Source organism: Lentzea albidocapillata subsp. violacea, from assembly GCF_900100275.1.
Lineage (GTDB): Bacteria > Actinomycetota > Actinomycetes > Mycobacteriales > Pseudonocardiaceae > Lentzea > Lentzea violacea.
Genome location: NZ_FNET01000008.1, coordinates 243,137 through 256,585 on the forward strand (window position 1 = coordinate 243,137; position 13,449 = coordinate 256,585).

At 68.7% G+C, this 13,449-nt stretch carries 16 protein-coding genes, 1 tRNA gene and 1 pseudogene; 10 read left to right on the forward strand and 8 right to left on the reverse strand.

All coding sequences use genetic code 11. The features are described 5' to 3' along the window. Nucleotides 1–77: 77 nt before the first annotated feature. From BLR21_RS20145 to BLR21_RS44700, 6 genes and pseudogenes are all read left to right on the forward strand, one after another. A complete protein-coding gene (locus BLR21_RS20145; RefSeq protein ID WP_143027790.1) occupies nucleotides 78–2,126 on the forward strand; it encodes a hypothetical protein in 2,049 nt (682 codons plus the stop codon). Between the two features lie 19 nt (nucleotides 2,127–2,145). Then, a complete protein-coding gene (locus BLR21_RS20150; protein WP_090007363.1) occupies nucleotides 2,146–2,439 on the forward strand; it encodes a hypothetical protein in 294 nt (97 codons plus the stop codon). Between the two features lie 81 nt (nucleotides 2,440–2,520). Then, the gene (locus BLR21_RS20155) at nucleotides 2,521–3,270 is read left to right on the forward strand and encodes a peptidoglycan-binding domain-containing protein (protein ID WP_090007364.1); all 750 of its coding nucleotides are present in this window, start codon (nucleotides 2,521–2,523) and stop codon (nucleotides 3,268–3,270) included. Then, nucleotides 3,267–3,677: a hypothetical protein gene (locus BLR21_RS43870; RefSeq protein WP_256334806.1), complete on the forward strand. Its 411-nt coding sequence runs from the start codon at nucleotides 3,267–3,269 to the stop codon at nucleotides 3,675–3,677. The genes BLR21_RS20155 and BLR21_RS43870 overlap by 4 nt, the downstream gene beginning before the upstream one ends. A 99-nt stretch (nucleotides 3,678–3,776) precedes the next feature. After that, nucleotides 3,777–3,920, forward strand: a complete 144-nt coding sequence (locus BLR21_RS42600; RefSeq protein WP_176929713.1) for a hypothetical protein — start codon at nucleotides 3,777–3,779, stop codon at nucleotides 3,918–3,920. Between the two features lie 197 nt (nucleotides 3,921–4,117). Further along, nucleotides 4,118–5,062: pseudogene (locus BLR21_RS44700) on the forward strand (recombinase family protein); the annotation flags it as partial. 598 nt (nucleotides 5,063–5,660) lie between these two features. Here the strand turns inward: BLR21_RS44700 and BLR21_RS20185 are convergent. The 5 genes from BLR21_RS20185 to BLR21_RS20205 form a co-directional block, all read right to left on the reverse strand. Beyond that, nucleotides 5,661–5,736 (reverse strand) — tRNA-Ala (locus tag BLR21_RS20185). Between the two features lie 57 nt (nucleotides 5,737–5,793). Next, the gene (gene sepX / locus BLR21_RS42605; protein WP_090007367.1) at nucleotides 5,794–6,507 is read right to left on the reverse strand and encodes a divisome protein SepX/GlpR; all 714 of its coding nucleotides are present in this window, start codon (nucleotides 6,505–6,507) and stop codon (nucleotides 5,794–5,796) included. Between the two features lie 156 nt (nucleotides 6,508–6,663). Beyond that, a complete protein-coding gene (locus BLR21_RS20195) occupies nucleotides 6,664–7,317 on the reverse strand; it encodes a GNAT family N-acetyltransferase (protein WP_090007368.1) in 654 nt (217 codons plus the stop codon). Further along, nucleotides 7,314–8,537, reverse strand: a complete 1,224-nt coding sequence (gene glp / locus BLR21_RS20200) for a molybdotransferase-like divisome protein Glp (protein WP_090007369.1) — start codon at nucleotides 8,535–8,537, stop codon at nucleotides 7,314–7,316. The genes BLR21_RS20195 and glp overlap by 4 nt, the downstream gene beginning before the upstream one ends. A 17-nt stretch (nucleotides 8,538–8,554) precedes the next feature. Further along, nucleotides 8,555–9,439 (reverse strand): UTP--glucose-1-phosphate uridylyltransferase, encoded by an 885-nt coding sequence (locus BLR21_RS20205; protein WP_090007370.1) that lies wholly within the window; start codon nucleotides 9,437–9,439, stop codon nucleotides 8,555–8,557. 38 nt (nucleotides 9,440–9,477) lie between these two features. Here BLR21_RS20205 and BLR21_RS20210 point away from each other — a divergent pair, with 38 nt between their 5' ends. The 4 genes from BLR21_RS20210 (at nucleotide 9,478) to mscL (ending at nucleotide 11,465) form a co-directional block, all read left to right on the forward strand. Next, nucleotides 9,478–10,044, forward strand: a complete 567-nt coding sequence (locus tag BLR21_RS20210; RefSeq protein ID WP_090007371.1) for a 5-formyltetrahydrofolate cyclo-ligase — start codon at nucleotides 9,478–9,480, stop codon at nucleotides 10,042–10,044. A gap of 94 nt (nucleotides 10,045–10,138) precedes the next feature. Next, nucleotides 10,139–10,399, forward strand: a complete 261-nt coding sequence (locus BLR21_RS20215) for an FmdB family zinc ribbon protein (protein ID WP_090007372.1) — start codon at nucleotides 10,139–10,141, stop codon at nucleotides 10,397–10,399. Between the two features lie 71 nt (nucleotides 10,400–10,470). Next, entirely contained in the window at nucleotides 10,471–11,025 is a 555-nt protein-coding gene (locus BLR21_RS20220) for an SAF domain-containing protein (RefSeq protein ID WP_090007373.1), read from the forward strand. Beyond that, nucleotides 11,025–11,465: a large-conductance mechanosensitive channel protein MscL gene (gene mscL, locus BLR21_RS20225; protein ID WP_090007374.1), complete on the forward strand. Its 441-nt coding sequence runs from the start codon at nucleotides 11,025–11,027 to the stop codon at nucleotides 11,463–11,465. The genes BLR21_RS20220 and mscL overlap by 1 nt, the downstream gene beginning before the upstream one ends. 435 nt (nucleotides 11,466–11,900) lie before the next feature. On the opposite strand, the gene BLR21_RS20230 is transcribed toward mscL, so the two are convergent. From BLR21_RS20230 to BLR21_RS20240, 3 genes are read right to left on the reverse strand one after another with little or no spacing between them, the layout of a single operon-like run. Continuing rightward, entirely contained in the window at nucleotides 11,901–12,083 is a 183-nt protein-coding gene (locus BLR21_RS20230; RefSeq protein WP_090007375.1) for a hypothetical protein, read from the reverse strand. Next, nucleotides 12,070–12,570, reverse strand: coding sequence for a MogA/MoaB family molybdenum cofactor biosynthesis protein (locus BLR21_RS20235; protein WP_030481337.1), 501 nt, complete (start codon nucleotides 12,568–12,570; stop codon nucleotides 12,070–12,072). The genes BLR21_RS20230 and BLR21_RS20235 overlap by 14 nt, the downstream gene beginning before the upstream one ends. 5 nt (nucleotides 12,571–12,575) lie before the next feature. Beyond that, on the reverse strand, nucleotides 12,576–13,436 hold the full coding sequence (locus BLR21_RS20240) for a sensor histidine kinase (RefSeq protein ID WP_090007376.1): 861 nt from the start codon (nucleotides 13,434–13,436) through the stop codon (nucleotides 12,576–12,578). Nucleotides 13,437–13,449: the final 13 nt, after the last annotated feature.

Genomic DNA, 13,449 nt, shown 5'->3' on the forward strand with positions numbered 1-13,449 from the left:
GCGACCTCACCGACCAAGTCACCTCGTGGACCCTCGATCGCGCCTACGACTCCGATCTGCCCGAGCAGATGCGCGCCGTGAACGGCAGTGCCGCCGCGGAACTGCGGCTCGACCTGACCGGAGCGGACGGCAAGAGCGCCGCGCAGCTCTACAGCCCCTATGCGCCGCACAGCACGGGTGACATCGCCCGGCCCGGCCAGTCCGTCACCCACAGCTGGGGCCTGGCGGGCGAGACCCTGCCCGGCTTCCGGGGTTCGATCCGGGACCGGGCCGCCGACAGCGGCACCGGCACCGTGGCCGTGTCCGCGCTCGACGGCGCCGAGAAGCTCCGCGACGCCGCACGCCTGCCCGCGGTGCTCTCCGCGAACGCCAACCCCATCGCCTCCGGCACGTGGGTGGTCGACCACCTCCTACGGGAAGCGGGCATCCACAGCGCCCCGCCACCGCGCGCGGACTGCACCCTCTACGCCTCCATGCACGGCGGCGTCGTGCCGGATGTTGGGTTCTACCGCGACCACACCCACAACTCCCTGACCTACCGGCGCGACCGCGCACCGTGGGAGATCGCCGCCATGCCCGGCTCCCAGCCCTTCACCGTGCGCTGGGACCCACGCACCCGCACCACCGTGGGCGGACGCGGGTTGTTCGTGGAGTTCTGGGTGGACCGCACCAGCCTGGCCGCGTCGGGGAACCGGGTCGAGATGAAGCTGGTGTTCCAGGCGGACAACAGCATCAACGACATCTACTTCTGGTTCGACTTCAGCGAAGACCAGATGAACATCGGCGCGACCGGCACCGGCGGCTCCGTCAAGGGTGACGCCGCGATGGGCATCCGGTTCGCCAGCGTCTACCACGTCGGCGTGCACTGGACGTGGTCCGGCCGCACCCCGTCCGCCCGCTACTTCATCACCGGGTCCGCGTTCGACACCTACCGCGAGACCGACATGGGCGCGTTCACCGAACTCGGTTTCTCCCAGCTCAACTACATCGAGATGTCCTCGGCGCTGCCGATCGAGGCCGTGCAGGTGTCATTGCGCGAGAACCGCATGACCCGCCAGGAGTTCACCCAGGCCTGGACGCGCGGCGCGGTGCTCGACCAGATCACCTCCGAGTTGCGCGCGATCCCGCCCGTGCAGGGCTCCGCCTGGGACGTCATCACGAGCGTGGCCAAGGCCGAACAGGCGACCGCCGAGTTCGACCCCTACGGGGTGTGCCGCTACCGCAACAACACCCGCTTCACCACGCCCGGCCAGACGTTCAACCAGGTGACCTCCGCGCGTGAGATCGCCAGCCTGCGCGTCTCCGAGGCGATCGACTCGATCCGCAACACCATCGACGTGCCGTATCAGCTCTACACCACCGGCACGCCGGCCGAGCGGTTCACCGAAACCACGGTCCGCTCCATCGGCGCGTTCCAGACGATGACGTTCACCTACGACTACGACGTCTCCGAATACGACAGCCCACCCCCGGTCGTCTACGCCACCACCCTGCCCACCAACACCAGCCGGGTGCGGTTCTCCCCAACGCTCAACGGACAGCTCGGCATCCACGGCTCGATCGAGTCCACCACCGAACGCGACGGCGCCACCCTGCGCGTGACCTTCCGCAACCTGTCCAGCAGCACATGTTTCATCGTCACCAGCGGCGGCCTGCCGTCGCTGTCGATCTGGTCGCAACGCCTCGCCATGAACAGCCCGACCCGGCTGTCCACCCGCCGCTACGACACCACCAGCCGCACCCGCTACGGCGCCCAGGTCTACCAAGTCCCCGCAACACCGTGGATTCAGACCCTCGGCACCGCCGGACGCATCGCCAACTACCTGCTCTCCGTTGCCGCGCAACCACTTCCGGTCATCGGGGATATCGAGATCCTGCCCGATCCCCGCATCACCCTGGGCGACCTCGTCCGCGTCGTCGACGACATCGGCGCAGCCCTGGACACCTCCGCCTGGGTCATCGGCATCCGCACCAGCGGCGACAACACCGGCCGCATCCGCCAAATCCTCACCCTGCGCGCCACCACCAGCCCAGGCGTCCCCACCGACACCGGCCTATTCCCCGACCCCGCCGTCGACCCCGCCGCTCGTGACGCGCTCGTGCGCGAAGGCATCCGGGTTCCCTGACCACCCGGGACGGAGGTTCATGGACCCCACCCTGCTGCCCCAACTCGGCGTGTCCGCAGCGCTGGTGATCGTCGTGGGCTACCTGCTCACCGCCAACCACAGGTTGATGACCGCCAACCGGTCCGACCGCGCCGAGTACCTCAAAGCCCTGGCCGCGCGCGAAACCGCGCACGCCGCCGAGATGACCGCGCTCCGCGCTCGCGTCGCCGTGCTCGAAGACCGCATCGGCGAACTGGAAGACGAACTCGACCGCGAACGCGACCGCCGCCGCCAGGCCGAGGACATCGCCGCCGCCGTGCGACGCCACACCTGACCACCCACACCCCCAAAGCGAACGGCCGTCACCACCCGGTGACGGCCGTTTTTTGTTGCCCACCAACAGAAAGAGAACACCTTGGCCTGGCGTGTAGCCAACTCCCTGCTCACCCTGCGAAACCAGATCAACGCCAAGTTCCCCAACAGGAACAAGGCATCCGACGGCACCATCGGCGACGCCAACCACGACGTCACCAGCGACCACTCTCCCTGGTACGGCCCCGGCATCGTCACCGCCCTGGACGTCACCCACGACCCCCGCGCCGGATTCGACATCGACAAGTTCACCGACGAACTCCAGACCTCGCGCGACAACAGGATCAAGTACGTGATCGCCAATGGGTTGATCATGGACAGCCGCGCGCAGTTCTCGCCGTGGCAGTGGGTCCGCTACTCCGGCAGCAACCCCCACACCTCGCACGTGCACATCAGCGTCGTGGCCTCCAGCCTGTGCGACGACACCCGGCCGTGGAACCTGCCGATGCTCGGCGGCGCCAGCACCCCGCCACCGACCCGGCCGCCGACAAAGCCACGGTTCCCGCTGCCCCAGAACCACTACTTCGGACTCATCAGCGGCCCCAACGAGTCCCACGGCGGCGCGCCCGTGTCGATGGGCGGCATCCCCGATGAGCAGTACTACGTCCGCCTCATCCAAGAGGAACTCCAGCGCCGCGGCTTCGCCCCGAACACGCCCGGCTGGGCCGACGGCATCTTCGAGCAGCCCACTAAGGACGCCGTCGCCGCTTGGCAGCGCGCCCACCGCCCCCACAGCACGTCCCGGTGGGGCGAGGTCTGGTGGGACGACTGGGCCGACCTTATCCGCCCATGACCGCCGAACCGGTGCCCGCCGCGCCCATGACCGGCGGGCACTGGGTCGTCTCCCTTGCTCTCGTCGTCTGGCTGCTGATCAAGGGCAGCCGGGCCGCCGTGCTGTGGATCGAACGCCACGACGGCACCCAACCCACCCTGGAGGAACACCCCGTGACCGATCCCCGCCCCCGCCCGCTGCGCACCGTCGCGACCTGGGTAGGCCTGCTCACCGCCCTGGTCTCCTGGCTCGTCGGCTCCGGCCTGCTCACCACCGGCCAGGCCGACGCCATCACCGGCACCGCCGCCGCAGTCCTCGCCCTGCTCGGCGCGTTCGGCGTCGCCCTCGCCGGAGAGCGCAAGGTCACCCCGACCTTGGACCCGCGCGACGACGCCGGCCGCCCCCTCGTCCCGCTCGACGCCGACTAATCGAGCAGCACACCTAGCCAACGCCCACCAGCGCGGGGAGCCCCCGAGCCTCGCGCTGGCCTGGGGGCTCCCCGCGCCCACACCCGGAGAGCCCCGCGAATGCAGTCAGCAGCCCGCCAGCCCGAGGCCTGGACGGTCGACCACATCGAGACCGAGGACCTGAGTGCGGCGCAGCGCGAGGACGCGGTGAGCGCCCTCGCCACGCTCATCAATACCTGGAATGAATTGCAGCATGCCGCGTAAATCCCAGGCCTAATAAAAGGCCGCCGAGAATGCTACATTCCAGGGCATGACCGAAAGAAATACCGGAATGGGCAGAGCCTTGCCGGAAACCGCGCCTATTCACACACGTGCGGATATCAATTGGGGGATTTGTTTTGTCTAGGCGGACGAGGGCCAAGAAGGTAGGCGCCGCTGCGGCGGAGCTTGACCTCGACACCGTGCGGGTCGGGATCTACACGCGGCGCAGCACCGACGACGAGAACCAGCCCTACACGCTGGAGGCGCAGGACACCCGGCTGGAGGCCTACGTCCAGTCGCAACCGGGCTGGAAGATCGTCAAGAAGTTCAGCGATGACGCGTCCGGAAAGAACACCGACCGGCCCGGCCTGAAAAAGGCGATGCAGTGGGCAAGGTCGAACATGATTGACGTGTTGCTCGTGTATCGAGTGGACCGGTTCTCCCGCAACCTGCGTGACACCGTGACGCTGCTGGACGAGTTGGAGAGCGTCGGCGTGGCGTTCCGGTCCGCCACCGAGCCGTTCGACACCTCGACCCCGGTCGGCCGGATGATGCTTCAGCTGCTGTCGATGTTCGCGCAGTTCGAGCGGGACCTGATCGTGGACCGCGTCACGGCGGGCATGGAGAAGAAGGCCGAGGCCGGACAGTGGAAGGGCGGCTACGCCCCGCCCGGCTACATGATGGACCCGGTCACCCACAAGCTCGTCGTGGTCGAGGCCGAGGCCACCGTGATCCGGCTGATGTTCGACCTGTACACAAAGGACCGTCTCGGCTCCCGGGCCATCGCCAACGAGCTGAACGAACGCGGATACCGCACCCGAAGCGGCGGACTCTGGGCCTTCAAACGGATTCTCACCATCCTGGAGAACCGCGTCTACCTCGGAGAGATCCACTACCGCGACGTCATCAAACTGGACTCGCACCCCGGGATCATCGCCCCCGAGCAGTTCGACGAAGCCGAACGCATCATGGACTCGCGCGGCGACAGCCATTCGCGCCGCGCCTCGAACAGCTCCGACTACATGGTTACCGGCCGCCTGCCCTGCCCCAAGTGCGGCCGCGCGATGATCGGCACCAGCGCCACCGGCAAGACCAAGACCTACCGCTACTACACGTGCATGAAGCGCATGAAGTACGGCACAGACGCCTGCGACCAAGACCGCATCAACGCAGACGCCCTCGACCAAGCCGTACTCGACTCCGTCGCCAGCTTCTACGGCAACCAGCACCAACTCATCCGCGACGCCGTCGGCGCCGCCCGCAAGGTCTACGAATCCAGCCACGACACGGTGGCCGCCGAACTCAAGACCGTGAAAACGAAACTCACCGCCGTCACCGCGAAGATCGACAAGTACCTCGACGCATTCGAAGCCGACACCTTCGACGCCGACGACGACACCGTCAAGGAACGGATGCGCGGACACCGCACCACCCAGAAACAACTACAGGCACGAGAAGCCGAACTCCTGGAAGACCTGGAGAACGAGCCGACCATGCCCGACGCCGCCACCCTCACCCAGGTCAACAACAACATCCGCACCATCATCAACGCGGGCAACCCCAACCAACGCAAGGCCGTCGTAGAGACCTTCGTAGTCAAGATCAAAATCACCGGACCGGGCCGCATGGTCCCCGTCTTCCGAGTGCCGCAGGCAGCTACACAGGCCGATGTCGTGAATGCAGAAGGGGCGGAATCCGGTAGACCGGATTCCGCCCCTCTGAGTGTTCGTGCATGTAGTTCTTTGGTGGAGCTGAGGGGAATCGAACCCCTGACCTTCTCGATGCGAACGAGACGCGCTACCAACTGTGCTACAGCCCCTTGCGGTGTTACGCGAGAACTATAGCAGTCGCGGAAGGGGTGTTTCACCACCCCCTCCTATGCCCCCACAGCACCTCGGTACCGCAGCGACTCCAGTCCCTCTAACTCGACGAAGACCGGGTCCTCGTCGTCGGAGTCGACCGGGATGGTGCCCGGCCGCACGTGGTGTTCGAAGCGCGGCAGCGGCGGCAGCGCGGGCCTGTCGTCGACGACCTCGACCTGCGTGGTCTCGGGCTCTCCGGCGACCTGCCGCGGGATCTCGGCGGCGGCCGGGGTCTCCTGCTGCTGCGGGCCCGTCTCACGGCGGCGGCGCACCTGCTGCAGGCGGGCGAGCCGGCGGCCGCGGATCTCCTCTTCGATCCGCACCTGCCGGCGCAGGTACGTCAGGTAGCCGACGAGCAGCAGGTCGAGCGCGGCGTGTCCGTACCAGAGCTTCGCGTAGAACACTCCGGCGACGATTCCCGACGCCACGGCGGCGACCAGCAGGAACGCCACCACTCTGCGGCGGAACGCGTACTTGGCCTGTGCGACCAGCACGGCGGCTTCCGGGTCGTAGCCACCGCGGCCACGCCGGAACGGGCGCTCGACGTACTCCTCCTCGTCGAAGTAGTCGTCGTCGATGTCGTGGATGTCGTCGTACTCGGCGTCTGGCATGGCGTCGTACTCCTCCCCCACGCTGCGCGCACTCTCCTGGCGCTTGCGGGCCATCATGGGGACGAGGACCACGAGCCAGGCGACGACCAGCGCAACGATGATCAGCGAACTCGGCATTCCCCGTTCACCTCCCCCGGCCCACGCGTGGTGCTGACAACCACGCTAGTCACAACAGTCACACCTGTCTCGGAGGCACGCCGAACTCGGTGCGTACCAAAGTGTGGTGTATCACCCACTTTTGGGTGAAGTGATTACGACGAACGGAAGCGGATGTCAGGGAAGACGGGCCTCTCCGCGTGCGACCAAACGGTGCACTAGGCCGTCCGGGATCTCTTCGGTCGTAAGCGCGAAGCAGAGGTGGTCGCGCCACTGTCCGGCAACATCCAGATAACGCTTGAAGAGGCCTTCCTCGCGATAGCCGGACTTCGTGAGCACACGGATCGAGGCGGCGTTCTCGGGACGGACGGTGGCTTCGAGCCGGTGCAGACCAGCGTCGCGGAATGCATGATCCGTGAGCAACGCCACGGCCGCCGTTGCGACGCCGCCTCCCGCCCGATCGGCGGCTACCCAGTAGCCGATCCACGCGGACAGCAACGAGCCGCGCACGATGTTGCCGACGGTGATCTGACCGGCGACCTCGCCGTCCACGAGGATCATGAACGGGAGCGTGGTGCCGCGCCGGGCCATGCCGCGCAACGACGACCACTGCGCGGGCCAGGACAGCGTCGCGTTGCGCTCGTCCCAGCCCTCCTGCGCCGTCGGTTCCCATTGTTCGAGGTAGGCGCGGTCACGGATGCGCAGCCTCGACCACTTACCGCCGTCGAAGAATCTCGGCCCGCGCAGCTCGACGGTGCCCGCGCGCACCTGGAGAGGCCCCAGCCGGGCCGGCCAGCCGGGGTGTCTGCCCAGATCGGCGAAAACGCTCATCCACGCTGCGCAAGGAAGCTGACCAGCACCTCTTCGCCGACGGAGACCTCGGTGACGTCCTCGTCGACCATGATCAGGCAGTTGGCCTCGGCCAGTGACGCGAGCAGGTGCGACCCGGACGTGCCGAGCGGCTGCACCAGATACTCGCCGTTGTCCGCGTCGCGCAGCAGCTGGCCGCGCAGGAAGCCCCTGCGGCCCTTGGTCGACTGCAGTGGCGACAGCAGGCGTGCGCTGACGGCGCGGCGGTACGGGTTCTTCTTGCCCAGCGCGGCCCTGATCAGGGGCCTGACCAGCACCTCGAACACCACGAGCGCGCTCATCGGGTTCGCGGGCAGCAGGAACGTCGGCACGGCGTCCGGGCCGAGCCGGCCGAAGCCCTGCGCGGAGCCGGGGTGCATGCCGACGCGGGTGACGTCCATGTCGCCCAGGTCCGTGATCGCGGCCCTGACCTCGTCGCCGACCGTGCCGCCCACGCCACCGGCGATGACGACGATCTCGGAGAGCAGCAGCCTGCCCTCGATCACCTCGCGCAGCCGGCGCGGGTCGGCCGACATGATGCCGACCCGGCTGACCTCGGCGCCCGCGTCGCGTGCGGCGGCGGCCAGTGCGTACGAGTTCACGTCGTAGACCTGGCCCTGACCGGGCGTGCGGTCGACGTCGACGAGCTCCTCGCCGAGCGAGATGACGGACACGCGCGGACGTGGGTGCACGAGGACCTTGTTGCGTCCGACGGCGGCCAGCAGACCCACCTGAGCAGCACCGATGGACGCGCCGCGGCGCACGGCGACGTCGCCGGTCTGCACGTCCTCGCCGGTGCGGCGGACGAACCCGGCGGACGGCACGCTGCGGTTGACCGTCACCTTGGCCTGGTGACCGTCGGTGTATCCGAGCGGCACGACCGCGTCGGCCAGCGTGGGCAGCGGCGCGCCGGTCGCGATCCGCACGGCCTGGCCGGGCTGCAGCCTGCGCGGCTGCCGGGAGCCGGCCGGGATCTCACCCACGACCGGCAGCTGCACGGGGTTCCCGTTCGCACCGGACACGTCGACACTGCGCACCGCGTAACCGTCCACGGCGGCCTGGTCGAAGCCGGGCAACGCGCGTTCCGCCACGACCTCTTCGGCGCAGAGCAGGCCCTGCGACTCCGAGATCGCCACCCGCACGGGTGCGGGCCGCACCGCGGCCGCGATCACCCGAGCGAGCTGCTCGTCCACTGACCTCATGTGATTGGTCCTCGCGCTCAGGAGTTGTCGAGGCGTTCCCGCAACCACTCACGCAGATCGGGTCCGTACTCCGGGGTGTTGAGTGCGAAGTCAACCGCAGCCCGCAGGAATCCGGCGGGATTGCCGAGATCGTGTCGCCCGCCGCGGTGGACCACGACGTGCACCGGATGACCCTCGTTGATCAGCAGCGCGATGGCGTCGGTGAGCTGCAGCTCCCCGCCCGCGCCGGGCGTGATGCGCTTGAGCGCGTCGAAGATCGCCCGGTCGAGGAGGTAGCGCCCGGCCGCCGCGAACGTCGACGGGGCGTCCTCCGGCTTCGGCTTCTCGACCATGCCGACGACCTGCTTGACGTCGTCGTTGCCGGTGTCGCGGACGTCGAACACGCCGTACGCGGAGATCTGCTCACGCGGGATGTCGAACGCGAGCAGGACGCTGCCGCCCTTCTCCTCGCGGACCTCCGCCATCCTCTTCAGTGCGCCGGTCGGCAGGATGATGTCGTCGGGGAGCAGCACCGCGACGGCCTCGTCCTCGCCGGTCAGGTTCCCCTCGGCACAGCCCACGGCGTGGCCGAGGCCGAGGGCCTGCTCCTGGATCGCGGTCTCCGCCTTGATCAGCCTGGGAGCGCGCTGGATCTTCTCGACGAGGTCGGCCTTGCCGCGCGCGGCCAGTGTCTCCTCGAGCTCGGGGTTCGCGTCGAAGTAGCTCGCGACCGCCGCCTTCTCCGGCGACGTCACGATGACCAGCCGCTTCGCGCCTGCCTCGGCCGCCTCGCGCGCCACGTACTCGATGGCGGGGGTGTCGACGAGGGGCAGCAGTTCCTTCGGCACGGCTTTGGTCGTGGGGAGGAAACGGGTGCCCAGACCGGCCGCGGGCACGATAGCGGTGTGGAAGGCGCTGCTCATGGGCTGCGATGCTAACGACATACCGGGGGATACCCATCATGACGTCCGATCTTCGTGACCGTAAGGCCACGTTGCGTTCACGGTTGCTGGCCGCACGGCGTTCCCTGCCGGCCGAAGTTCGCGCTCTGGAGGCCGCCGCGCTGGCCGCGCACGTCGCCGCTCTGGACGTCACGCCTGATCAGACGGTGTGCGCGTTCCTGCCGGTCGGATCGGAGCCCGGTGACGCGTCGTGGCTCACCGGGCTGCGGTGCCGGGTGCTGCTCCCGGTCGTGACGGGCGACTCGCCGCTGGACTGGGCGGTGTACGACGGGCCGTCCGCGCTCGCGCCCGCCGGGTTCGGGCTGCTGGAGCCCACCGGTCCCCGGCTCGGCGCCTCGGCGATCGCTGGAGCCTCGCTGGTGCTCGTGCCCGCGCTGGCCGTGTCGGTGGACGGCGTCCGGATCGGGAAGGGGCAGGGCCACTACGATCGCTCGTTGCCGCTGGTCAAGGCCCCGCTGGTCGGCGTCGTGCGGGACTGCGAGGTGCTCGCCGAGGTGCCTGGCGAGCCGCATGACGTGCGGATGAACGGCGTGCTGACACCGTCCGTGGGCCTGCGCTGGCTGTGACTTTGACCTGGGGTGTTTGCGCTCCGGGAAGGTCCTGAGCGAAAATCGTGTTGGCACTCACAAAGGTCGAGTGCCAGAGCTAGGAGCAAACCCAGTGCCTACGTACCAGTACGCCTGCACCGCGTGTGAGCACCGGTTCGAGGCTGTGCAGTCGTTCAGCGACTCCTCCCTCTCCGAGTGCCCCGAGTGCTCGGGCAAGCTGCGCAAGCTCTTCGGCGCCGTCGGCGTCGTCTTCAAGGGCAGCGGGTTCTACCGCACCGACAGCCGGTCGGGTTCGTCCACGAGCGCGGCCGCCACGACGTCCTCATCGGACTCGAAGTCCTCGACGAGCGCTCCGGCGGCCGCCGCGTCCTGAAGATCGCGAGTTGTCCACAACTTGCGCTCAGCCCCGTCCACCCTGCCTCCGACCGCCCTACGGTCGGAGGCATGAGCCTTTCCGCGACCGTTCTGGACCGAGTCCGCACGCTGTCCCGCCGCCGCCCTTCCGTTGCGTGGCGCCGTTTTCTGGCCCTGGGCCTGGCCCTGATGGCGGCGTCGACGTTCTTCTGGCCCGACGTGGGCCATCCGGCGGTGGTCGCCGCGAGGGATCTGCCGGCAGGCGTGTCGTTGTCCGCCTCGGACCTCCGGCTGGCATCGCTGGCCTCACCCGTACCGGGGACCTTTCCCGATTCCGCCGAACTGGTGGGCAGACCGCTGGCGTCTCCGACGCGCGCGGGCGTCCCGTTGACGGACTTCGACCTCGCGAGCACCTCGGAGGAGCAGGCCTCGGTCGCCGTCCGGGTGGCTGACCAGGGCCTTGCCGACGTGGTGCGGCTGGGCAGCCGGGTCGACGTGGTGTCGTCGTCCGGCGAGGTGCTCGCCGAGAACGCGGCGGTGCGCGAGACGCGCGGCCAAGTCGTCGTGCTCACGTTGCCGAGACTTAATGCAACTCGTGTGGCCGCGATGTCACTGGATCACGCATTAGCCGTTACTCTCCGCTGATGCTGAAGGGATTCAAAGACTTTCTGATGCGTGGGAACGTCGTCGACCTGGCTGTGGCCGTGGTCATCGGCACGGCGTTCACCGCGATCGTCACCGCGTTCACCACGAGCCTCATCAAGCCGCTCATCGCCTCGCTCGGCAGCACCGAGACGAAGGGCCTCGGCTTCTACATCCGGTCTGGCAAGGAGGACACGTACCTCGACTTCAGCAACGTCATCAACGCCGCGATCAACTTCGCGATCGTGGCCGCTGTCGTCTACTTCGTCCTGGTGCTGCCGATCCAGAAGATCCAGGAGCGCCGCAAGAGGGGCGAGGAGGCCGGCCCGGCCGAGCCGACGAACGTCGAACTGCTCATCGAGATCCGCGACCTGCTCGCCGCCCAGCAGCAGACCACCCCGGCGCAGAACACCGCGCAGGACCGCCGCGGTCCCGCGATCTGATCTCCACCCGTCCGCCGAGACGAAGCGCGCACCCGCCGCCCCACCGCGCGCTTTGTCCCGGCCAAGCGACCTGCCGGCTGCCACCGCACGAGACCAAGCGCGCACCCATCACCCCACCGCGCGCTTTGTCCCGGCCAAGCGACCTGCCCGGCCGCCACCGCACCAGACCAAGCACGCACCCATCACCCCACCGCGCGCTTAGTCCCAGCCGAGCGACCTGCCCGGCTGCCACCGCACCAGACCAAGCGCGCACCCGCCGCCCCACCACGCGCTTAGTCCCAGCCAAGCAACCAGCCCGGCTGCCACCGCACCAGACCAAGCGCGCACCCGCCACCCCACCACGCGCCTAGTCCCAGCCAAGCAACATGCCCGGCTGCCACCGCACGAGACGAAGTCGAAGTCAGGCAGCAGCAACGCGTCAAAGCCCCAACAGCGTCAACCGCCGTGATGCGGTGGCCTGTTCTCGCGGTACCAGGCCTCGCGGTCGTCCGGGGAGCCCCCGCCGCCGCGCTCGTCCGACGTCGTCTCCGGGAGCACGTCGCCGAACACCTCGGCCAACCGGCGACGACGCTCTGCGGCGTCGTCGTCGGCCGGCTTCGGCGACTCACTCTTCGTCAAGACCGCTCAGCTGTTCGATCACGTAGGGCACCAGAGCCGACAGCGTTGCCATGCCGTCGCGGACCGCGGAGCGTGAGCCCGCGAGGTTCACGACGAGCGTGCTGCCGGAAACGCCGGAAAGGCCACGCGAGATACCCGCGTCGACCGCGCCCGCGGCCAGCCCGGACGCCCTGAGGGCCTCCGCGATGCCGTGGATCGGACGGTCGAGCACGCCCTGCGTGGCGTCGGGGGTGACGTCGCGCGGGGACACGCCTGTACCGCCCACGGTGACCACGAGGTCGACGCCACCGATGACGGCCGTGTTGAGGGCGGCCCGGATGTCGACCACCTCTCCCTCGACCGCGACGGTGCCGTCGACGATGAAGCCCACTTCTTCCAGAAGTTCGGTGACGAGAGGCCCGGAGTTGTCGTCCTGCTCGCCGTGCGCCACCCGGTCGTCCACGATCACGACCAAAGCGCGGCCAAGGCGCTGCGCGCTGCGTTCCATACCGATCACCGTAGCGGGAGTCTGACCTCGAAGCGGCAGCCAGGACCGTGGTTCTGAGCGTCAATTCGCCCGTGGTGCGCCTCGACGAGGCCGCGCGCGATCGAAAGGCCCAGTCCGGCGCCGGAGGGATTGCGTGCGGACGAGCCGCGGAATCCCACGTCGAAGACCTGTGGCAGCACGTCATCGGGTATGCCGCCGCACGCGTCGTCCACCCGCACCACCGCCTCGGGTCCGTCCACATCGACCTGGACGGCGACCGAGCCGCCCTCCGGTGTGTGGCGGATGGCGTTGGACACAAGGTTGCGCACAACACGCATAAGTTCCGGATCGGAGCCCTTCACGACCGGCCACGCGCGGGCATCGGCGCGCAACTCGACGCCCTGGCGCGCGGCGACCGGACGGGAGGCCGCGACCACGTCGCTGACCACATCGGCCAGGGCCACGTCGTGCATCGGCAGGTTCAACGCGCCCGCGGTGATCCGCGAGAGCTGGAACAGGTCGTCCACCAGCTTCGAGAGGTGGTCGGCCTCCAGGGCGATCTGCTTGGCGTAGACGGCGACCTCGCCCGGCTCGGCGACGACCCCGTCCTCCAGTGCCTCGGTCATCGCCCGGATCCCGGCCAACGGCGTCCGCAGGTCGTGGCTGATCCACGCCACCAGCTGCCGCCGCGCCGCCTCGGCCTCGCGCTCCCACATGGTGCGCCGCGCGATCGCCCGGCCCAGCATGATCGAGAACGGCACGGTGACCAGCCCGACGACCAGGCACGCCATGAGCGTGGCGTTGAGCATCGGCGTGAACATGAACCCGCTGACCATCAGCACGCCGGCGATGGTCGCGACCACCGGCACGATGACCATGACGGTCATCGCGGTGGTGAGG